The organism is Microbacterium hydrocarbonoxydans (genome assembly GCF_000956475.1).
GTDB classification, from domain to species: domain Bacteria; phylum Actinomycetota; class Actinomycetes; order Actinomycetales; family Microbacteriaceae; genus Microbacterium; species Microbacterium hydrocarbonoxydans_A.
Genome location: NZ_JYJB01000009.1, coordinates 498,786 through 519,592 on the forward strand (window position 1 = coordinate 498,786; position 20,807 = coordinate 519,592).

General features: G+C 65.0%; 17 protein-coding genes. 9 read left to right on the forward strand and 8 right to left on the reverse strand.

Annotation, left to right across the window (positions count from 1 at the left end; genetic code table 11):
* Positions 1-125 precede the first annotated feature (125 nt).
* Both RS84_RS11575 and RS84_RS11580 read left to right on the forward strand, forming a co-directional pair.
* The gene (locus RS84_RS11575) at positions 126-1,004 is read left to right on the forward strand and encodes a hypothetical protein (RefSeq protein WP_045257919.1); all 879 of its coding nucleotides are present in this window, start codon (positions 126-128) and stop codon (positions 1,002-1,004) included.
* A 43-nt stretch (positions 1,005-1,047) separates the two neighbouring features.
* Positions 1,048-1,716 (forward strand): endonuclease/exonuclease/phosphatase family protein, encoded by a 669-nt coding sequence (locus RS84_RS11580; RefSeq protein WP_045257920.1) that lies wholly within the window; start codon positions 1,048-1,050, stop codon positions 1,714-1,716.
* Positions 1,717-1,771: 55 nt separating this feature from the next.
* On the opposite strand, the gene RS84_RS11585 is transcribed toward RS84_RS11580, so the two are convergent.
* Complete coding sequence (locus tag RS84_RS11585; protein ID WP_045257921.1) at positions 1,772-2,734, reverse strand: GlxA family transcriptional regulator; 963 nt, start codon at positions 2,732-2,734, stop codon at positions 1,772-1,774.
* 70 nt (positions 2,735-2,804) lie between these two features.
* Between RS84_RS11585 and RS84_RS11590 the strand changes: the two genes are divergently transcribed.
* From RS84_RS11590 to RS84_RS11610, 5 genes are all read left to right on the forward strand, one after another.
* On the forward strand, positions 2,805-3,557 hold the full coding sequence (locus tag RS84_RS11590) for an MBL fold metallo-hydrolase (RefSeq protein ID WP_045258140.1): 753 nt from the start codon (positions 2,805-2,807) through the stop codon (positions 3,555-3,557).
* Between the two features lie 233 nt (positions 3,558-3,790).
* Entirely contained in the window at positions 3,791-4,237 is a 447-nt protein-coding gene (rplM, locus tag RS84_RS11595; protein WP_045257922.1) for a 50S ribosomal protein L13, read from the forward strand.
* 32 nt (positions 4,238-4,269) lie between these two features.
* Positions 4,270-4,755 carry a 30S ribosomal protein S9 gene (gene rpsI, locus RS84_RS11600; protein WP_045257923.1) on the forward strand — a complete coding sequence of 162 codons (486 nt, stop codon included), beginning with the start codon at positions 4,270-4,272 and terminating at the stop codon, positions 4,753-4,755.
* A 14-nt stretch (positions 4,756-4,769) separates the two neighbouring features.
* Positions 4,770-6,128 carry a phosphoglucosamine mutase gene (glmM, locus tag RS84_RS11605; protein ID WP_045257924.1) on the forward strand — a complete coding sequence of 453 codons (1,359 nt, stop codon included), beginning with the start codon at positions 4,770-4,772 and terminating at the stop codon, positions 6,126-6,128.
* 74 nt (positions 6,129-6,202) lie between these two features.
* The gene (locus tag RS84_RS11610) at positions 6,203-7,054 is read left to right on the forward strand and encodes a patatin-like phospholipase family protein (RefSeq protein ID WP_052676341.1); all 852 of its coding nucleotides are present in this window, start codon (positions 6,203-6,205) and stop codon (positions 7,052-7,054) included.
* Between the two features lie 58 nt (positions 7,055-7,112).
* Here the strand turns inward: RS84_RS11610 and RS84_RS11615 are convergent, their stop codons facing one another.
* From RS84_RS11615 to RS84_RS11625, 3 genes are all read right to left on the reverse strand, one after another.
* Entirely contained in the window at positions 7,113-7,676 is a 564-nt protein-coding gene (locus tag RS84_RS11615; RefSeq protein WP_045257926.1) for a hypothetical protein, read from the reverse strand.
* 121 nt (positions 7,677-7,797) lie between these two features.
* The gene (locus RS84_RS11620; RefSeq protein WP_235281478.1) at positions 7,798-9,573 is read right to left on the reverse strand and encodes a DUF4012 domain-containing protein; all 1,776 of its coding nucleotides are present in this window, start codon (positions 9,571-9,573) and stop codon (positions 7,798-7,800) included.
* A 19-nt stretch (positions 9,574-9,592) separates the two neighbouring features.
* Positions 9,593-11,029 carry a UDP-glucose dehydrogenase family protein gene (locus RS84_RS11625; RefSeq protein ID WP_045257927.1) on the reverse strand — a complete coding sequence of 479 codons (1,437 nt, stop codon included), beginning with the start codon at positions 11,027-11,029 and terminating at the stop codon, positions 9,593-9,595.
* A 322-nt stretch (positions 11,030-11,351) separates the two neighbouring features.
* Between RS84_RS11625 and RS84_RS18945 the strand changes: the two genes are divergently transcribed.
* Positions 11,352-12,461 (forward strand): polysaccharide pyruvyl transferase family protein, encoded by a 1,110-nt coding sequence (locus RS84_RS18945; protein WP_152641808.1) that lies wholly within the window; start codon positions 11,352-11,354, stop codon positions 12,459-12,461.
* A 282-nt stretch (positions 12,462-12,743) separates the two neighbouring features.
* Positions 12,744-14,072 carry an oligosaccharide repeat unit polymerase gene (locus RS84_RS18950; protein WP_160298177.1) on the forward strand — a complete coding sequence of 443 codons (1,329 nt, stop codon included), beginning with the start codon at positions 12,744-12,746 and terminating at the stop codon, positions 14,070-14,072.
* A gap of 517 nt (positions 14,073-14,589) precedes the next feature.
* On the opposite strand, the gene RS84_RS11635 is transcribed toward RS84_RS18950, so the two are convergent.
* The 4 genes from RS84_RS11635 to RS84_RS11650 all read right to left on the reverse strand — a co-directional run bounded on the left by RS84_RS11635 (position 14,590) and on the right by RS84_RS11650 (position 20,807).
* Positions 14,590-15,843, reverse strand: a complete 1,254-nt coding sequence (locus tag RS84_RS11635) for a glycosyltransferase (RefSeq protein ID WP_152641809.1) — start codon at positions 15,841-15,843, stop codon at positions 14,590-14,592.
* Positions 15,725-18,058, reverse strand: a complete 2,334-nt coding sequence (locus tag RS84_RS18955) for a glycosyltransferase (protein WP_160298178.1) — start codon at positions 18,056-18,058, stop codon at positions 15,725-15,727. Before RS84_RS18955 ends, RS84_RS11635 begins: the two co-directional genes overlap by 119 nt.
* A 235-nt stretch (positions 18,059-18,293) precedes the next feature.
* Positions 18,294-19,805 (reverse strand): sugar transferase, encoded by a 1,512-nt coding sequence (locus tag RS84_RS11645; RefSeq protein WP_045257931.1) that lies wholly within the window; start codon positions 19,803-19,805, stop codon positions 18,294-18,296.
* Positions 19,806-19,904: 99 nt separating this feature from the next.
* Positions 19,905-20,807, reverse strand: a complete 903-nt coding sequence (locus RS84_RS11650; protein ID WP_052676342.1) for a hypothetical protein — start codon at positions 20,805-20,807, stop codon at positions 19,905-19,907.

The window sequence follows — 20,807 nt, forward strand, 5'->3', positions numbered from 1 at the left end:
ATCGCTCGAACGCAGGGGAGCGGGAGCTGCGGGACACGCCCGGCCTTGATGCGGGTCGCCGTCAGAAGCGAATCCGTATGCTGACTCTGACGACGGCGTCTGCACACCATGGCAGGGGGACACGAATGGATCGATCTACCGCCTTCGCCTCCGCGCTGCGTATGGCGATCTCCGCGCGCGGTGTCACGCTCGCCCAGCTGCAGAGCCAGCTCAGAGACGATGGCAACCCGGTGTCCATGGCGACTCTGAGCTACTGGCGCTCGGGTGCGCGTCAGCCGGAGGGCGCGCAGTCGCTCAGCGCCGTCGAGGGCATCGAGGACCGCCTCGGCCTGGACCGGGGTCATCTCACGAGCCTCCTGGGCCCGTCGACGCGTCTCGGAACCGTCGCGCCGCCGCGGCTGCCGTTCGACGAGGAGCGTGTTCAGCGCGAGGCGGATGAGACACTCGCCGCGCTGCGGGCCGCTCCGCAGGATGCGCTGCGCGATCTCTCCACGCAGATGACCGTGCAGGTCGGCCTCAACGGCACGGTCGAACGGGTCGTCACGAGGGCGCTGGTGCAGTCGACGAAGGGCGTGATGACCGAGATCCCCCTGATCGACGCGGCACCGGTGGAGACGGATGCGATGCCGGTGGTCTCGGATGTCGTCGGCGGAAGGGTCGACCGCGAGTACCTGCACCCGGGTCGTCTGCTCTCCGGCGTCGTCATCGCGCTGGACACGCCGATCACAGCCGGCGGGACAGCGCTGTTCGAGTTCACCGAGACCTATCCGCCGGGGTATCCGCCGAAGCAGTCGGCATGGCACGCGACGTCCAGGGTCGCCAGAGAATCGCTGATCTGGGTGCGGTTCCACCCCGACGCTCTGCCCACCTGGTGCGAGGAGTACGTCGAGACCGAAGACGACTACGTCTCGACGATGCGCTCGGTGAAAAGCGGGGCCGTACACGCCGCCAGGCACGCCTTCGGGCCGGGCGTGCTCGGCATCCGCTGGGGCTACGACGAATGATTCCTCGCCCACGCACAGCGTCGCCGGGTAGCGTGAGACTGTCATGAAGGTCATCTCATACAACCTGCAGAAGCATCGCGCAGCCGGAGAGCTCGCGCAGCTGGTCGGCGTGCACGACCCCGATCTCCTGTGCCTGCAGGAGTGCGATGTGCAGGGGCTGCCCGAGCAGATCGGCGACCTCGCGCTCGCCGACGCGACGCAGGGCAACCGGCTGGGGCTCGCTCTCTACTATCGCGCGAGCACCTTCCGCGTACTCGGCGTCAAGGCGATCGAGCTGAAGAAGTCTCTGCACGACCGCATTGCGAAGCCGGCCCACGAGCGTGTTCTCGGGGCGCGGCTGCACGAGATCGATGAGGGTCGCGAGCTCATCGTGGCGTCATTCCACGCCGCGCCCCTCACCGCACTGAACTCGCTGCGGCGTCACCAGATCAGGGCGGCTCTCACCCAGCTGTCGGAACTCGGACCCGGACTGCCGCAGCTCATGGTCGGCGACTACAACTATCCGGTGTTCAAGGAGAACCTCGGACGCGCGGTCCGCGAGCACGGATACGCCTTGACCCTCAGCGACGACCACACGTACACGAGGTACCGGGTGTTCCGCGGACACTACGACTTCGCCACGTCCACGGGGTTCGAGATCCAGCGGGTGACCACTCTTCCGCAGGGGTCGAGTGATCACCGGCCGATTCTGGTGACGGCCCGCTTCGACTGACTCAGACGACGCCCACGTTCGGTACCCCGGAGATGATCCAGCCGCGGGCGATGGGTCATGCGGCGCCGACGCGGAACGCGGCCCGGTGTGCGGCGGGGCTGACGCCCAGCCGCTGACGGAAGTGCAGTCGCAGCGACACGGCGCTGCCGAATCCGGCGAGGTCCGCGATGCGCTCGATCGTCTCCTCCGAGCTTTCGAGCATGGCGCGCGCAGCGTCGACGCGCTGATCGAGGAGCCACTGCTGCGGGCTCGTCCCGGTGCGCTCGCGGAACCGGCGTGTGAATGTGCGCCGCGACAGATGCACGGACGCGGCCCATCCGTCGATGTCGAATGACCCTGCGAGGTCCGCGCGTGCCCACAGCATGGCCCGGCCGATGGGATCGTCGGCGGATGCGGCGACCACCGGGGCAGGAATGTACTGCGCCTGCGATCCGGTGCGATGCGGCGCGAGCACGAGCGAGCGGGCGAGCGCGGCGGCGGCCACGCTGCCGTGATCGGAGCGGACGATGTGCAGACAGCAGTCGAGCGCGGCGGCGGCCCCGGCCGAGGTGATGACGTCGCCGAGGTCGGTCCACAGCACGTCGTCGCGCACCTGGACGTCGGGCTCTGCCGTTGCGAGCCGCGAGGCGGCCGCCCAGTGCGTGGAGACCTCTCTTCCGGCGGCGACGCCGGAGGCCGCGACCACGAACGTGCCGAGGCACAAGCCGACGATTCGGGCCCCGCGCGCGTGCGCGGCTCGCACCGCGCCGAGCAGCTCGTCAGACGGCACCGCTCCGCGCTGCCAGCTGGGGATGACGACGAGGTCTGCGTCCGCCATGGCCTCGAGCCCGGCGTCGACGTGGATCGAGTAGCCTGCGCCCGTCTGCATGGTGCCGGTACTCTCGGCGCAGACGGTGACGTCGTAGAGGCCGTCGACACTGTCGAGTCCCGCGCCGCCGAAGACGAGCGTCGGCACCGACAGGTGGAAGGGGCTGATCCGAGGGAAGGCGAGGACGGCGACCCGGTGGCGAACAGGCATGGCCTGATCTTATCGAACATGTGCCTCAGGGCCACTGGATGTCAGGGGGCGGATGCTCGAAGCTGAGGCCATGACAAAGATCTCAGCCCTCCTGGTCGGGGGTCCGACCGTGCACTTCACCTACGCCGGACTCTCCGTCCTCACCGACCCGACCTTCGACGAGCCGGGGGAGTACGCCGGCGGCGTGACGCTGTACAAGCTGTCGGGGCCGGCCGTCCCGGCATCCGCGCTCGGTCCGATCGATGTCGTGCTGCTGTCGCATGAGCAGCACGCCGACAACCTCGACGAGTCGGGCCGCGCCCTGCTGTCCGAGGTCCCGCTGACGCTGACCACCGTCGAGTCGGCACAGCACATCGACGGGGCGACCGGGCTCGAGCCCTGGGAGCGCCACGAAGTCGGGGCCGTCACCATCACCGCGGTTCCCGCTCTGCACGGCCCGGAGGGCGCCGAGGCGCTCAGCGGGGCGGTCACGGGATTCATCCTCCAGGCCGACGGCAATCCGACCGTCTACGTCTCCGGCGACAACGCCTCGGTCGAGCTCGTACGGGCGATCGCCGAACGGTTCCCGCGGATCGACGTGGCGTTCCTCTTCGCCGGCGCGGCGAACGTCGGACGCTTCGGCGACAGCGATCTCACTCTCAACGCGCGCACGGCGCTCGAGGCCGCCGAGGTGCTGGCGGATGCCGTCATCGTCCCCGTGCATGCAGAGGGCTGGTTCCACTTCTCCGAGACGCGCGAGCGTCTCGTGGGCATGTTCGAGCACGCCGGCAGGGCGCACCGTCTGCGGGTACTCGAACCGGGGAAGCGTGCCGACGTCGGCTGAATCCGCGATGACAGCCCGCCCCGCCCCAGAGCAGCGCTCGCCGGCGGGGCGGGCTCATTTTGGGAGAACGGCCCGTCATGGCGTAAGCTGTCACTTTGGTACTCGACTGCCGAGTGCCGCGAACGTGAGCCCTCCACTGGCGTGTTCCCCGAAGTCCTGTCTGCAGGCCACAGGGAACCACCCCGGAGTGGGATTCACGAACTTCTCCGTTCGAACAAGAAAGCAGCACTATCGTGACGCGCACTTTCACTCCCAAGGCTGGCGAAGTCCAGCGCGACTGGGTCGTCATCGACGCCACTGACGTCGTTCTCGGCCGTCTGGCTTCGCACGCCGCCGCACTCCTGCGCGGCAAGCACAAGCCGACCTTCGCCAACCACATCGACTCGGGTGACTTCGTCATCATCGTGAACGCCGACAAGGTCGCGCTCACGGGTCAGAAGCTCCAGAAGAAGCTGGCTTACCGCCACTCCGGTTACCCGGGCGGCCTGAAGTCGGTCACCTACGCCGAGCTCCTCGAGAAGAACCCGGTCCGCGCTGTCGAGAAGGCCATCCGTGGCATGCTCCCCAAGAACAGCCTCGGCCGCCAGCAGCTGACGAAGCTCAAGGTGTATGTCGGTGCCGAGCACCCGCACGCCGCTCAGCAGCCGCAGACGTACACCCTCGACCAGGTCGCCCAGTAAGCGCCGGACCTAAAGGACTTAAGGACATACTCGTGGCTGACATCCAGGACACCACCGAAACCCCCCAGAACTTCTCGACGTCGACTCCCGAGACCGAAGCAGTCGAGGCGGCTCCCCGCCCCGTGCTGAGCGTCCCGGGCGCGGCTGTGGGTCGTCGCAAGCAGGCCATCGCCCGCGTGCGCCTGATCCCCGGCTCGGGCACCATCACGGTCAACGGCCGTACGCTCGAGGACTACTTCCCGAACAAGCTGCACCAGCAGCTGATCAACGACCCGTTCACGGTCCTCAACCTCGCCGGCGGCTACGACGTCATCGCGCGCATCTCCGGTGGTGGCCCCTCGGGTCAGGCCGGCGCGCTGCGTCTCGGCATCGCCCGTGCGCTGAACGAGATCGACGCGGAGAACAACCGTCCCACCCTGAAGAAGGCCGGCTTCCTGTCGCGTGACGCTCGCGTCAAGGAGCGCAAGAAGGCCGGTCTCAAGAAGGCCCGTAAGGCGCCTCAGTACTCGAAGCGCTAAGGTCTCACCGACCGATGCCGATCTTTGGCACGGACGGCGTGCGGGGGCTTGCCAATGGCACCCTCACCGCCGATCTCGCGCTCACCCTGGCCCAGGCGACTGCTGTCGTCCTGGGCCAGGGCCGTACTGCGGAGGCTCGCAAAGCCGCTGGCAAGCGACTCACCGCAGTCGTGGCACGAGACCCCCGGGTCTCTGGCCACTTCCTGACCGCCGCAGTCGCCGCCGGCCTCGCCTCCTCGGGTGTCGACGTGCTCGAAGCGGGCGTCATCCCGACCCCGGCTCTCGCCTTCCTCGTCGCCGACCGTGACGCCGATTTCGGCGTGATGATCTCGGCCTCGCACAACCCTGCGCAGGACAACGGCATCAAGATCTTCGCCCGCGGCGGAGTGAAGCTGCCTGACGTCGTCGAAGAGCGCATCGAGGCCGCGATGGCGGGCGAGAAGCTGCGCCCGACCGGCGCGAGCGTGGGGCGGATCATCCGCTTCGCCGATGCCGAAGACCGCTACGTGGTGCACCTGCTCGGGTCGATCCCGCATCCGCTCGACGGCATCAAGGTCGTGCTCGACTGCGCCCCGGGCGCGGCATCCGGCGTCTCTCCTGAGACGTTCAAGGATGCAGGAGCCGACGTCACGGTCATCGGCGCCGACCCCGACGGCTGGAACATCAACGACGGCGTGGGCTCGACTCATCTCGACCAGCTCGCGGAAGCGGTGGTGCGCCTCGGCGCCGACATCGGCATCGCGCACGACGGCGACGCCGATCGCTGCCTTGCCGTGGATGCCGAGGGCAAGGTCATCGACGGCGACCAGATCATGGCGATCCTCGCCGTGTCGATGAAGGAGCGCGGTCACCTGACCGACGACACCCTGGTCGCCACGGTCATGAGCAACCTCGGCCTCCACGTCGCGATGCGCGAGCACGGCATCACGGTGCGACAGACGGCTGTCGGCGACCGCTACGTGCTCGAAGACATGAACGCCGGCGGCTACGCTCTCGGTGGCGAGCAGTCGGGCCACGTGATCATGAGCGAGTACGCCACCACGGGTGACGGCCTGCTGACAGGTCTGCACCTGGTGAGCGAGATGGCGCGGCAGAAGAAGACCGCCGCCGAGCTCGCGAGCGTCATGAAGGTCTACCCGCAGGTGCTCATCAACGTGCGCGACGTCGACAAGGATGCGCTCGAGGGCGACGAGGTCGTGCAGGCCGCCGTCCGCGAGGTCGAGGCCGAGCTGGGCGACACCGGTCGCGTGCTGCTGCGCAAGTCGGGCACCGAGCCGCTGGTGCGGGTCATGGTCGAAGCAGCCGACGCCGAGTCGGTGCAGGCCTACGCCTCGCGTCTGGCCGACGTGGTGCGCGAGCGTCTCGCGCTCTGAGGGATCGTTCGACGCGGGCGGATGCTGTCACAGCATCCGCCCGCTTCTTCGTCTGCATGCGAGATGATGGCGGCATGACCCGAACCGCACTTGTTCTGGCCGGCGGCGGCTCGACCGGCAACGCATGGATGATCGGCGTGACGGCTGGACTCCTCGAGGGCGGCCTGGACGTGACCGACACCGATCTGATGGTCGGGACCTCGGCGGGTGCGACGTCGGCGGCACAGCTGGCCACCGCGTCGTCCACCGAGCTGTTCGAGGCCTCGCTGGCCCCGGTCCCCGCACGGGTCGGCCCCGTTCACACGCAGGCAGCCGCCGACAACATGGCGCGCACGGCCGCGATCATCGCCGAGGCGTCGGATGCTGCCGAGATGCGGCGCCGGATGGGCGCGGCAGCGATCGCGATCGACCCCGACGGGGAGAAGTCGGCGCACTGGCGTGGCATCGTCGCGCGGCGGCTGCCCGGTGCCGAGTGGCCCGATCGTCTGCTGCGGATCACGGCGGTCGACGCGCGCACGGGCGCACCCGTCGTGTTCGACCGCGACGGCGGAGTGGATCTGACGGATGCCGTCGCCGCAAGCTGTTCGAGCGGATTCGCCTACGCGATCGGCGAGGAGCGCTACATCGACGGCGGATACCGCCGCAATGAGAACGCCGATCTGGCGGCCGGGTCCGACCGCGTGCTGGTGCTGTCTCCGTTCGGCGGGCGCACCCGGCATCCGCTCTCCTGGGGCACAGACCTCGCGACTCAGACCGCCGAGCTGCGGGCGTCGGGCAGCCTGGTCGAGACGATCTTTCCGGGGGAGGGCACCGAGCGGATGCTGGGCGCCACCGCCATGGATCCTTCGCTGCGTGCCGAGGCCGCCCGATCGGGGTTCGATCAGGGGCGGGCTCTCGCCGAGCGCCTCAGCGGGTTCTGGCGCTGAACGAAGAAGCGCTCCGGTTCAAGGAACCGGAGCGCTTCTTCGTTCAGCCGAGCCTGGATCAGGCAGCTTCCTGCTTGCGGTTGCGACGGACCGTCGCGGCGACCGCGAGGCCGCCGCCGACGAGCACGAGTGCGCCGCCGCCGACCCAGATGGGCAGCAGTGCAGCGTTGTCGAGACCCGTGGTCGCGAGGCTGTTGTCGGTGCTCGCCGAGCCCGAGACGGTGACGTAGGCGACCACGCCGGTCGGGTTCGAGGCGGAGGTCGCGAGGATCGTGTAGCGGCCCGAGGCGTTGCTCGGGAGGGTGATCTTCACGGGTGCGACACCGCCGTCAGCGGTGGCGGTGACGGTGCCGAGAGCCTTGGTCTCGACGGCGAACTTCACGTAACCGAGCGAGGCGCCGAGGGCGCTCTCACCGGTGAGGCTGATGGTGACCGACTCGCCGGGAGCGAAGACGTCGCCGGGAACGGAGAAGGTGAACGATCCGCCCGCTGCGACGGTCGCCGAGCTGACGGTGCCGGTCGTCGGGGGAGTGTACGACGCGTTGGCGATGGTGGGGGTGACGAACAGGGCGCCGGCGACGAGAGCGGTCGCGGCGGCTGCCTTGATGAATGTGCGCTTCATGGCTGGCCTCTCTGGGGGAGTCTTGTGATGCAGGCCGGCGGACTGGGGGAGGACGCCGAGAGTCAAGAACTGGGAAGCCACACGATGGTCTCCCACCAGAAGCCCCCCTCTTGGCTTATCATTATCCCGGCATATCGCACATCGGCGCAACCACGGAAGAGTCTATGACGTGAATTGTGGGTGTCGTTCGTGTAACGATCTCTGCCGTCCGCGGTGCGCTCACTCGGGTGGTGAGGGTCATGCTCTCGCCGGGAGCGAGCTGCGTCGTCCAGATGAGCACGTCACGGCCGGCGTCGATTCCACTGCCGATTCCCGCGGACTCGCGGGATCCGGCGGCGGTCGACGACACCAGGGTCGATCCCTGCGGCAGGTACACGTACGTGACGGTCTTGGCCTCGCCGGGTGGCACGCCGTGGCTGCCGCCGCCGGTGATGTAGGTGGGGAGGTTTGCGGCGTCGGATGGCGCGTCGTTTCGGATCGTGACGGTCAACTGCGCGTCATCGGCGCCGCACCAGGCCGTCGACGTCTCGAGCGACTGGTAGTAGTCCATCTTCGAGGCGGTGGCGTCGTTGGCGTATACGCCGAACGACGTGGTGTCGCCGTCGGTCTCGGGCAGAGCGCCCTGCAGCGTGGTGCCGTCGAGCACGGCCTGCTCGGCCTGGTCGCTGTTCCACAGGAGCAGACGGTGCTCCGAACCGGCGCGGGCCATCGCGGCGAGCAGGTCGGCGGGCGACCCGCCGCCCGAGGTGAGCGCGTCGAACACGGCGCTGGCCGCCGCCGCGAAGAAGCCGTCCTGCTCGCGTGGCTGCTCGTAGCGCAGGTAGACACCATTCAGCAGCAGGTCGACCGCGTTCTCACTCGTGAGCGTGTCGCCGGTCGGCAGGGTGACGGGACCTGTGGCTTCGAGCAGGTAGGAGAGCGCGACGGGGTCGAGCGAGATCACCCCGTCGACCTCGACGCCCTGCTCGCGCAGCCACATCTCGCGGGCGATCGGCGCACCGCGAGTGAAGTCGGGGATCTGGCCGACGTTCTGGATCCACCGGGCGGGCTGGGTGCCGAAGATCTGCTGCTCTTCGGGGGCGAGCGGCACGACCGGCTCGTCGTAGGTGGGGAAGTCGGATGACGACGCCTGTGCCGTGATGGTCATGGCGCCGTTCTCGGTGTGCAGCTGCAGCATGGCGCCCACGTTCCCGCCGAGAGAGCGCCACTCGGCGTTGTTCTGGAACACGATGAGATAGTCGCGGGCGCCGTCGGCGCCGAGCATCGCGGGCACGAGAGTCGAGGCGCGGCGCAGCGCGTCGACGCCCGTGTACGCCTCGGTGATCAGGTCGGAGACTTCGGTGACCGCGTCGCGCACGGGGCCCAGCAGCGGAGCGGTGTCGATGCCGGTGATCGCCTCGCGGGCCGTGCCGAGTGCTTCGGCGCTCGTGGTGGCAGCGGGCGCGATCTCGGAGAACGGACCAAGAGCGATCGCGCCATTCTGGGGGCGGATGCTGTCGAGCGAGAAGTTCGCGGCGACGGTGGCCAGCGGGTCGAGCGCGTGCGAGGCGACGTCGTCGAGAGCGGATGACACGGTCGACACCGCCGCGAGCTGCGGGCCGACCCAGGGGAGTCGCTCGCCGATCTTCCAGATGACGTCGTCAGTGAGTTCGCGCGCCGCCGAGGTGTCGGCCGAGACGCGCTCGATCAGCGCAGGGGCCTTGGTCGGATCGGCGAGCACCGCGGTGGCGCCGTCGGCCGAGGCGCGGGCGCTGTCGAGGTGCTGATAGGCGAGGAACCCGCGGACGCCGATCCACGCGGCGCAGGCGACCGCGACGATCAGGATGCCGCCGAAGACCCACGCCGAGATCCGCCCTGCGCGGCGCCGACGTCGTGCGGAGGGGCTCTCGGAAGTCACAGAGACACGATAGCCGTGGTCAGGGGCGGCCCATGCCGTAGTACGCCCAGCCCTCGGCACGCCAGGCAGCGGCGTCGAGACAGTTACGTCCGTCGACGATGATCTTTCCGTGCACGAGGCTCGAGGCATGCGCGGGGCTGAGGTCGCGTCGGTACTCGTCCCACTCGGTCACGACGATCACGGCATCGGCGCCACGCAGCGCATCGTCGCGGTCATCGACGTAGGCGAGCTGCGGATGCTGGCGACGGGCGTTCTCGATCGCTTGCGGGTCGGTGACGGTCACATCGGCGCCCAGGCCGCGCAGGCGAACGGCAGCGTCGAGCGCGGGGGAGTCGCGGATGTCGTCGCTGTGCGGCTTGAACGCGGCGCCGAGCACCGTGACCTTCTTGCCCACGACCTGGCCGTCGAACGCGTCGACCACGAGCTGCACCGCGCGCTCGCGGCGACGCAGGTTGATCGCGTCGACCTCGCGGAGGAAGCTCACCGATTCGCCACGACCGAGTTCCTCGGCTCGGGCGGCGAAGGCGCGGATGTCCTTGGGGAGGCAACCGCCTCCGAAGCCGATGCCGGCGCCGAGGAAGCGACGGCCGATGCGAGCGTCGTGTCCGATCGCGTCGGCGAGCTGCGTCACATCGGCGCCGGTGGCCTCGGCGATCTCGGCCATGGCGTTGATGAATGAGATCTTCGTCGCGAGGAACGCGTTCGCGGCCACCTTGACGAGCTCGGCGGTCGCGAGGTCGGTCACGATGAACGGCGTGCCCTTGGCGACAGCCGGGTGGTACACCTCGCGGAGAATGTCGGCCGCGCGCTCTCCCTCTGCCGGGAGTGCTGCCGACGTCGAGCCTGTCGAGTCGCTCCCCGCGGTCGTTGAGCGAGCGAAGCGAGACGACACGTCTTCATGCATATCCGACAAGCCGCCCACGATCTGCGTCGCAGACACCGTCCGCGCGCCCGGAACTCCCACCACGAGCCGGTCGGGGTCGATCGTGTCTTCCACCGCCCAGCCCTCGCGAAGGAACTCGGGATTCCAGACCAGGGTGGCGCCGGTCGGCGCGACCCGCTCAGCGAGAACTGCTGCGGTACCGACCGGAACCGTCGACTTGCCGGCAACGATGTCGCCCGGGTTCAGATACGGGATGAGCGCGTCGATCGCTGCGTTCACGTACGTCAGATCAGCCGCGTGGCTGTCTTTCTGCTGCGGGGTGCCGACGCCCACGAAGTGCACCTGTGCCCCCTGGGCCGCCGACATGTTGATCGTGAAGCGCAGGTTTCCCGCCGCCACGCCTTGCGTGAGCAGCTCGGGTAGCCCTGGCTCGAAGAAGGGAGCCTCACCGGCCGAGAGCGCCGCGATCTTGCGCTCGTCGACGTCGATACCAACGACGTCGTGACCGATCGATGCCATGGCGGCTGCGTGCACAGCGCCGAGGTAACCGCAACCGATGACTGAGAGTTTCACTGGGCTCCTTGCAGGATGGGACAACTCATGCTTAGCAGACTTGACTAAGCCCGATATGCCGATGTGCGAGGTCGGGCCGCGACTCCGGATTCCACTGCCCGCGGGCTTCGCTCTGATCGGATGTTCTCGGCCACTTACTTGCCCTTGCCCGTGGAGGCCTGGCTTCGACCAACAGGCGTGGAGCCGTGGCTGGAGCACGCGTTGCTGCCACTGGGCGTGAAGAACTTCTTCGTTGATCGCAGACAGCTCGTAAGCATGCGGCGAAGCTCTGTGGTGCTGAACTGGGTCTGGCGAGTCGACCACGCGATGCTAACTTGTTGACGTGGATTCACGGGTTTTCATCAGCATGACCGGCCCTGACGGAAATCTGGGCGATATCTTGATCCGTCGCGCTTCGCTTGAATGGGTGCGGACACCAAGTGGTGTCTCCGCATTCGTTGGATCGCACCCGCAAAGCTGGCTAGACGCGATGGATTTCACGGCGCAAGACACCATGGTGTTCGGAGGGAGCAGAGAACGGATCGTATGGCTGTTAAAAGGAGCCTTCGGGCCTAAAAAGCCAATCCTCGTCACCGATCCTGGTGAAACATGGGTTGGGCGGAATCGCTTACCACATCACCTTTTTCACTTGGCCGTCGGGCTGGTGATAAAGGCTCGCGGTGGTGCGATAATTATTCCTCCGCACGCGCTCGCGCAGCAGCGAGCAGCGTCTAAATCAACAATCACTCTTTCTCTTCATCGCCTCTTCGCGCGGCTCGCTGATGTTTGCCTATGGCGTGAGCCGTGGAGCAAAGCGGAAGCACGCACTGGGGTTCTCGTTCCCGACATTGCCTTCTCGAGGAATCCTCGTGCAGGCGCAGATACCCGAGACTTGCTTATTGTCTCCCTCCGTGGCGATCGACCGCTTCCTTCCAGACAAGCGCTGGACGCGATTAGAAGCGTCGGGCAAAGCACGGGTCTTGAAGTCGTTGCGGTCTCGCAGGTGGACGTGGACGACGAGCGCGCCCAAACCCTTTCCTCAATCCTCCAGACCCGGGCTGTCATCTGGGATCCAGAGGACCAAGCATCCGCCGAGCGGGTATCCCAAGCGTACGATCGGGCAGCGTTGGTGATCTCGGACCGTCTTCACGTTCTGATCCTTGGTCTACTTTCGGGCGCGATGCCGGTCGAGCTTGCGCCTTCTCCTGAGCGTAAGATCGCGGCGCACTTCTCGACGATCGGCCTAGACCACATCTCCTTCAATGCGGAGAATCGTTCCGAGGATGAGATCTCGTTCTGGTTATCTGCTCAGATCCAACGACGGGAAGAGGCTGTGGCCGCTATGAGGATCGCGCACGAGGAACTCCAGCGGGTGGCTGATCAAGTGGGAACCATCCTCAGACGGCGCAGCTCGCATGCACAAATGACTGCCCCCAAGGGCAGGCGCATATGACCCGAAGGCCTTATGAGGGCGCACCTGCTGAATGCCGCGCGACGACGTCGCTGGTTCGCCAACGCAACAATCCAGCCCCCATCGCCCGGGGTATGAACGGTTGTCAACGCGCCGCTGAACAGTATGATCGCCCGCGACAGTTCGTAGCGCCTCGGTTGAAAGTGCGGCTTCCCGCAGTCATTAATGCGGACACTGGCCCAAGACGGGCCGTAGGCCCTGCCGCACAAATAATATGCGCCGTCCTTTAGGCGCGCGTCTATACTGGAGACGCACGGCACGCGAGTGGAGAATGCCATCAACGCCTCATACCTTTTCATATATGCGCTGATATTTGCTATCCTGTTTTTATTCCTTTACGCTAAAGCACATTCGCTTTTTGCGCCCGCGACGCTTTGGAATGTCTGCTGGATGGTCCTCTTCCTGGCGGGCGGGGTTCTCGGGCAGAACTATTTGTATGACGCGTCGAGCACGTTTCTTCTTTTTGCGTTGGCGGCCTCGTTCAATCTGGTTCCACTCCTGGTTTCGAAAGATTTAAAAGAAACCCCGAAATTGACGCAGACTCAGGTGGAAACTGTTATATTGATGCCAGCGTGGGTCATAGCCGTAACTGCAATGGTCGGTTTTCTTGGGGCCCTGCAGCTTAGCGTTCAACTTGGCACACCTCTCATATCTGCAAGCTCTATTTCGCGTGCGCTCGAGGCAAGTAGCGATAACGCTGCCCTGATTTATCGGGGCGAGGTTGTTCGAAGTACGTTCGGAACGGTGAGTTACGCTCTTATGCAGTTTGGATTTGCCGCGCTTGGGGTGCGGATGCGCGCGCGTCCTAATCGCTGGACATGGTTCGTGCTGCTGCTCAGCCTTATTTCCGCGGCTTCATGGACCATCGTCACTACTCAGCGCTCATACTTCCTGGTCTCCTTTCTGTGGCTCGTAGCTGGCTACATAGCGGCAGCCGTGGCGGTTGGAAACGAGAAAGTCTCCTGGAAGCTAGTGGCTTGGGGGATGTCGGCTGTGGCGGCGCTAACGCTCTTCGTCGTGGGTGCTCGCGCGATTCGCGTCGCCGGTGCAAATGCACAGTTGAACGAGAGTTCCTGGTCAAGCGCTAGCTTGTGGGCGGCTGGATATATTCCGACCTTTTCTTCGTGGCATTCTAGCGGTGGCGGTACGGTTATTTACCCTCTTCGTCTGCTTTCAGGCGTTCTAGCGCTGACCGGCACGGGAGTTGACGCGGGTACAGACGCTGATAACGAGGAGTTCACCTATATCGGTGCCGGTCAGCTATCGAACGCCTCGACAATGATGAGAGCCGTGGTGCTCGGTTCCGGTGACGTCGCGGCTTTCCTGGTTGTGGTTCTTTTTGGCGCCGTCAGCATCGCTATCTATCGCGGGGCACAACAAAGACGAGTTTTTGCCATCGCTGCATACATTGGAGTTGTGGCGACCATCATTTGGTCAGTCAACGCGTGGCACTTCAGTAATGCGAATCGGGTGCTGGCCCAAGTCGTGTTGTTGGTAGCTTTCGGGCTGTCAGTTGCTTTGATGCGACGTCGTGAACGCTTGGCGCAGCGACGGTTGCGAAGACGCCCCACGGCAAGAGTTCGCGCAGAGTAGCGCGGCGCGCCCTGCCGCTTTCCGAGAGAATCGGGGCGCCTCTGGAACTTTGGGTCGGCCGGCAACGCGATGCGGACAAGTGCCTCATGGAAATGTCGTGACGACGCCGTCGCACTCGTAGATTGGCACTCGTGCGATGGTTCATCTTCTGGCTCGAGATCCCAAGCCCTCGCTCCGACCGGGCAAGAGTCCTCCTCGCGGTGGCGGCCTGCGGCGGCACATTATGCAAGAGATCACCTGCAAGGGAGTGCCACGGGTGCCGGGAGCACTGGAGAGACTGTGCCTGGGCAGCCGGGTTGTGTCCATTACAGCCGGTATGCGTCGATGACGGATATCGTGCCGCCGCTGCTTGACGGTGAATCGGGCTAAGAGAAGTCTGCACTCAGCGGGATCCACCCGTATGTTTTGGCGTTTCGTATGCTTGTCTTCTTCGCCTGAATGCTTCGAAACGCCCTTACCAGCCGGATTGTCCAGTGCCAAGGGCTGCAGATCAAAGTGGGTTACGTAAGTAGTCGCGTTATCGTGACTGAGGCGGTGTCCATGTCGCGAAGGTGGCACCTGTCAGCGCTAAGAATACGCCTTGGCCTGTCGCTAAGACTGCGATGATGACTTCGCGAATCGCGCCGAGCTGAGGAACGAACCATATGAGGAGTCCCAGCGCACCGACGATGGACAAGGTGGCGAAGCCTACAGGCGGGCTCACGACCGTGAGACCAAGAACTCCAGAGATCAGGCCGAGCCCGAGGAAGAGCGCCCCGAACCACCTTGTGACCTTATGAGATGCGTACTTCCACCTGTCGAGCGCTGACATCTCCGTGAGGCGATCCCGCATCTTCATATGAGTATGCATTGCACGGGCAGAAATACGAACCTTTCGTCGATACTCATCGCCTGATTTTGCGACAAGTCTTTCCCGAACGATGACGTCGTCGGCCACGACGAGCCGCTTCTTCTCGAAAACGACGTTCATGGTCGCAGTGAAATCGTCTTGAGCCGTTGCCGGAACCTCAGGATAGAGCTCTCGTCGCATCACAAATATGGAACCGTCACCTCCTATCACAGAGCCGGAACGGGATTCCAAGCGTTTGATCGCTTCTTCCAAACGCCAGTAGGCGCCGCCCGCGGCCTGTGTCGCAGTGGCTTCTGCCGCATCGTAGCTAAGGTGCCCGCATACTCCCCCGACGGTCGGGTCTGAGAAGTATGGAGCCGATCGATCGATGATGTCTTCCGCTAGAAGCACGTTCGCATCAGTGAAGAGCAGGATGTCTCGTTCGGTGCTGGCTACTAGACGAGCCATGCCAGTCGCCTTCCCCGCTCGCTCCGAACTCCGCAGGACAACGCCCGGTCCGAGCGTGCCAAAAATCTCCGCTGTGCGGTCGGTCGATGCATCGTCGTAGATTCGGATCTCTAAATCAGGATGCCGCTCTCTTAATCGACTTAGATTCTCCACCTTTGCCTGCGCGCTCCGCTCTTCGTTGAACGCACAGAAGAGGATCGCGAAGTCGCTGGCGCGCGGCGGATCGTCTGTTCCCTGTTGCGACTGCACAGCCGGAAGCAGGCGTAGCAGCGCGGGGTACACGAGGTATGGATAGATCACCGCAAACGCACAGACGGCGGCGACGACCACGAGGACGAGTCCAAGGACATTCATGTCAGCTTCCTGAGCGAGGGAGGAGAGCGACCGCTGGCTGGATGTGCTTATCCCAGGAGAAGCGTTCGAGAGCGGACCGTTTTGCGGCTGTGCCGAGGCGAGCACGAAGAGCGGGATCATCTACCAGCTCTGCGAGTGCAGCGGTGACCTCATCTAGGTCGAGTCCGTCGACCAGCCGACCATCGATCCCATCAGTTACGAGTTCGGCGGGACCGCCCGCCCTGCCGACGATAGGCGTGCACCCGAACGACATCGCGTCAGCAATCGTTATCCCAAAGCCCTCAAAGTCGTTTCCTTCGCCAACGTGGGTGTGGGGGTGGATGAAGATGTCCGACGTGGCGTAAAGGTCTGGTACGTCGGCGTCGTCCACGAAGCCAAGAAAATCTACGACATCACTGATGCCGAGTTCTTCAGCCAGCTTCTCGAGAGAGCCCCTTTCGGGGCCAGCTCCGGCAATTCTGAAGTGGAGATCAACGTTCGCGGTCTGTCTGATCCGAGCCATCGCTCGCAGCGCAGCGGCAACGTTCTTTCGCGGGACGAGCCTGCACAAACTGAGGATCTCGACCGGGGAGACCTCGACGGGACGGTTCGCAGAAGCTTTTGCCTCCACAGGCAGAGAGAGACCGTTGTATTGCACCCTCCAGTTGTCATCTGGACTATCCGGGGGAAGCTGTGCGAGCGCAACGTCCTTGGTTGCCTGTGAAACCGCGAACACCAGGTCGGCATCCTGAAGGGTGCCCTCAAATACTCGGCGGACGATCCGTGGCACGTTCAGTGCCTCCCGGCCATGCACAGTGACTATCCTGGGGGTGTTTCTCGCCAGGACGCGCGCGACGAGCGCCATCTTCCAAGTGGTCGCATGCACGAGTTGGACCTGTTGCTGTCGAAGGATCCGTGCGGTGGCGACCAAGAACTTGAGGAACGCGATGATCTGGGAGCCCTTACCCACGTTCAGGATGTGGACTTCTGATTGGTCATCATCGATCTTCCAGCCAGGAGCGGTAAGTGCTTGTGTGACCGCGATGACGCGGGACCCACGTCTGGCGTATGCGCGTGCTACTTGAATCGAGTACTGGGCGACACCGCCGGCGGCAGGTGGGAATCGTTTCGCCAGCAGGAGAACGGTGGGCTGATCCTTCACCGCTGGGTGCGGGCCAGTCGCCGACGTGTTAGGTGCCGTGTTTTGGGTTGATGCGGAGTTAGCCACCATGTGTCGCTCCCATTGAATTGCCTTTCGAGTGATGACCAACAACTGTGCGCTGTATCCTGCGGTTGTGGAGACGCTCCACCAGGTAACCGTGAAGATGAGATCCTGCGTCAGCACCGCTGAGGCGGCCGTGCCACCAGCGATTAGGACTAAGCGAACTACGTTGAGCGTTAGAAGTGACCTCTCGGCGCGCAGCACCATTCCAACGGGGACGAGGGTGAGACTCACTAGCTGCAGAGCTAGCGCCGGCGCCGTGATCGGAAGTAGTTGCTGGAGCGGTAGCCAGGAGGGGCCGAGTATCGGCACTACAAGCAGAGGAGCAACGAACGCGACGGCCAGACCGATAACGCAAGCCACCCCGGCGAGACGCAAGAGCATCGGTTTCAGTGCTGTGAACACGCGGCCTTCGCCCGTGTGAATTTCGGCTGCGACTCGTGCTTGAGCGATCTGCCCTATTCCGCCTACCACTAACGATGCGGGCGAAGTCGTGATGCGCTGGCTCATGCCCGTGAAACCCGCCGCGACTGGGCCGAGCGTGGCCCCAGGAATGACGACGAAGCTCTGAAGTATGGCGGTGTCGAGGAGACTCGTTGAGACTGTCGTCACGATTCGTTGAAGCGTGTATGGATTCTCTTCGTTCCACGAGCTTTGTTTCCGGACTTGTTTGGAGGCCTTGCGCCGGCTGAGAGCTACAGCGAGAAGTCGTGCAATGACGATCGCACAGGTAAGCGCCGCGGCGGTCGGAGAGAAGATAACGAAGACGCACTGCAGAAGTGATGCAGCGAGACCTGAAACCAGGTTTCGTATCGCAAGCGCGCTCAGGTCTTGTGTGCGGAGAAATCTTCCACCATCGATCGCCAACCAACTGTATGCGACTGCGAGCACTCCCGCGTGTACCAAGATCTCCGCGGTTACAACATTTCCACTCAGCAAGAGTGCAGCCGCGACAAGACTCGCAACGACCAGCACTAGCCACCCTGCGGCGTGACCGAGACGCAGCAGACGCCTCGCCACCCCATCATCTTGGACGCCCGGTAAGACGAAATCCACGCGCAAGGTCGCAAGGGGCTGAACAGCAAGCGCAAGCGCAAGCGCGATCTGGTAAGTGCCTAGCTCCGCAACTGGCACGATCCTACTGAGCAAAGGCGTGGCGAGGAGAACGCTGCCCTGCCCAATCGCTTGAGCAATTACGACGCGGCGCTGAGGTGTCAACGAGGGCATTGGTGCGATCGGCGCCTAGGCACTTCTTGGCACTGGAATCCCGAACTAGCGGCCATGTACATAGCTCCTCTTGGTCTGCATAGTTGTGGGTTCCGAGAGACTCGGCCTCTGAACCGATCCGCGTGTCTCCATTGCCATGGCGTCAGTGCGCCGAGTCGCCCGGCACGATCACGGCCTTGAATGTCTTCAACAGGATCCCGACATCTCCGAAGAACGACCAGTTCTCCACGTAATAGAGGTCCAAGCGTACGGTTTCCTCCCACGACATCGTCGACCGTCCACTGACCTGCCAGAGCCCCGTGATGCCGGGGCGTGCGAGCAGGCGCCGGCGTGCAGCATCCGTGTAAAGCTCGACCTCGGCAGCGATCTGCGGCCGAGGGCCGACCAGGCTCATCGAACCGCCCAAAACGTTGAAGAACTGCGGCAGCTCATCGAGCGAGTACTTGCGGATGAACTTGCCCACGGGCGTGATGCGCGGGTCGTCTTTCACCTTGAACAGAGGCTGCGTGTCTGTGCCCTGGGCTTCGAGAAGAGCCTTGAGCTCTTGGTCGGCGCCCGTGCGCATCGAGCGGAACTTGAGCATGCGGAACGGCTGGCCGTTCAGCCCGACGCGCTCCTGCTTGTAGAGCAGAGGGCCGGGGCTGGTCAGTTTGACCGCGATCGCGACCCCCAGCAGGAAGGGCGACGACAGCACGATGAGCAGGAGCGAGCCGATGATGTCGGTTGTGCGCTTCGCGAAGCGCTGGCCCGAGCTGAAGCGCGGAGTTTCGACGTGGATCAAGGGAAGACCGGCGACAGGGCGCGCGTGAATGCGCGGGCCGGCAATGTCGGTGATGTTCGGTGCGAGCACGAGGTGCTGACGACCGGCCTCGAGCGCCCAGGAGATGCGCTTCACACCACCGGGCGGTAGATCCCCGCTGCTCGCGATGATCACGGTATCCGCCCCGGTTGCCTCGAGAGCGCGCTCGATGGTCGTGACCGAGCCCATCACGGGGATGTCTGTCCCCGGAACGGTGTCGGCGATGCGCCCGGTCGGCGTGCACGCACCGATGACCTTGTACCCGGCATCCGTCGATCGGCGCAGTTCGCTCGCGATGTGAGCGACCGCCGCTTCAGAGCCCACCAGGAGGGCCCTGGCAGAGTACGCACCGGTGCGACGGTTCGAGACGAGCCACTGTCGCCACAACCAGCGAACCAGCACGAGCATGACGATGCCGAAGGGCAGCGCGATCAGCAGGTACCCACGCGCGACCTCGGCCTTGGTGAGGAACGACACGATCGCAACCAGACCGAACAGCCCGAAGCTCGCTCGTGCGACCCGCACATACTCGGATGTGCCGATGCCGATCACCCGATAGTTGCGCGAATCCGCGAGGCCGAGAGCCCACGTCCACAGCACCACGAGACCTGCAGAGAACAGCCAGTAAGAGATGTCGGGGAGAAGACTCGTTTGGGGTGCGACGGCGGGGTTGCCGAAGCCCAGCCACGCGATCTGCGTTCCGTACACGACCCAGATCAGCACAAGAAAGTCGCTGATCAGCAGGTAGCGCGCATAGCGCTCGCGCCAATCCGCGCCGCCGCCGGGCGCTCTGAGGAAACCAAGGGGGCGCCTCCCAACACCCGTCTTGGTTTCACTCTCTTCTTGCGTCGTCATTGCCGCGTCGATTTCATGCGTCGACGTCAATGTTCCCTCGTAGTATTCCGGTATCCCCCAAGGGGAGAGTAGCAGAGCGCATATGCCTCTCGGGGCGTGTCAGCGAGGGATATTCACCCAGTCGTTACCTGACCACAACACGACGTAATCTTCCGCGACGGCCAGTGCCGCTGGCGCGGCCGGATCTGCGACATCGGCGCATCCGGCATCCGTCGTCGACCCGTCTGGAGCGACCCTCGTCAGCGCCAGACCAGTGCACTCGGGCGCGAGGTGCGCGAGCACCACATCGTCGCCGTCCAGCGCGAGAGCGGCCACGTTCTGCGGAATCAGCGGAGCCCACTCGGCCCCGTCGAGCACATACGCGATGCCGGCGCACACGAGGGCGACAGCCGACTCCGACCCGCGCAGGCCGCGGGCATCGTCGCACGGTGCAGCCATGGCCTCACCTGCGCGCACCACAGTCGACGGGTCGGCCGCATCCACGTACGCGGCACCGGCGAGAATGTCGGGATACGGCGCCCAGAACTTGCCCTGCGTGAAGGTGCGCAGCAGCTGCACCTCGCACGCGTCGCCCATCGCCGCGATGATCTCAGCTTCGGTACCTGCGAACCCGGCCACTCCCGCCAGCTGTGCGACGCCGAGATAGGTCGGCGTGACATCGGTCCAGGTGTCGCCGTCGTCCGTCGAGCGCTCGAGAGTCGGTGCCGGCCCTTCGCACGCCCCCGCGGTGCCGCGCCACAGCGCCTCGGCTCCCACGGCGACGAAACGCTCCTGCGCCCGGTCGTACAAAGCAGGGGGAGTGGCGGTCGGCGTCGGGGTGGAGGTGGCCGGCGAGCCCTGCGTGAAGGTCGGCACCGGGGCGACACTCTCGTCGGAGGGCGCTGCAGACACGTGCGCCATCGCCATCGCGGTCAGCGTGGCCGCAGCGGCCGCGAGCGCGACGATCACACCGCCGAGGATCCATCCCCGGGCGGTGCCGCCGAACTCCGCCCTTCGAACCAC

Coding starts and splice junctions, on each gene's coding strand:
- RS84_RS11575 (WP_045257919.1), top strand. CDS start 126: ATGGATCGATCTACCGCCTTCGCCTCCGCGCTGCGTATGGCGATCTCC.
- RS84_RS11580 (WP_045257920.1), top strand. CDS start 1,048: ATGAAGGTCATCTCATACAACCTGCAGAAGCATCGCGCAGCCGGAGAG.
- RS84_RS11585 (WP_045257921.1), bottom strand. CDS start 2,734: ATGCCTGTTCGCCACCGGGTCGCCGTCCTCGCCTTCCCTCGGATCAGC.
- RS84_RS11590 (WP_045258140.1), top strand. CDS start 2,805: ATGACAAAGATCTCAGCCCTCCTGGTCGGGGGTCCGACCGTGCACTTC.
- glmM (WP_045257924.1), top strand. CDS start 4,770: ATGCCGATCTTTGGCACGGACGGCGTGCGGGGGCTTGCCAATGGCACC.
- RS84_RS11610 (WP_052676341.1), top strand. CDS start 6,203: ATGACCCGAACCGCACTTGTTCTGGCCGGCGGCGGCTCGACCGGCAAC.
- RS84_RS11615 (WP_045257926.1), bottom strand. CDS start 7,676: ATGAAGCGCACATTCATCAAGGCAGCCGCCGCGACCGCTCTCGTCGCC.
- RS84_RS11635 (WP_152641809.1), bottom strand. CDS start 15,843: ATGATCCCGCTCTTCGTGCTCGCCTCGGCACAGCCGCAAAACGGTCCG.
- RS84_RS11645 (WP_045257931.1), bottom strand. CDS start 19,805: ATGACGACGCAAGAAGAGAGTGAAACCAAGACGGGTGTTGGGAGGCGC.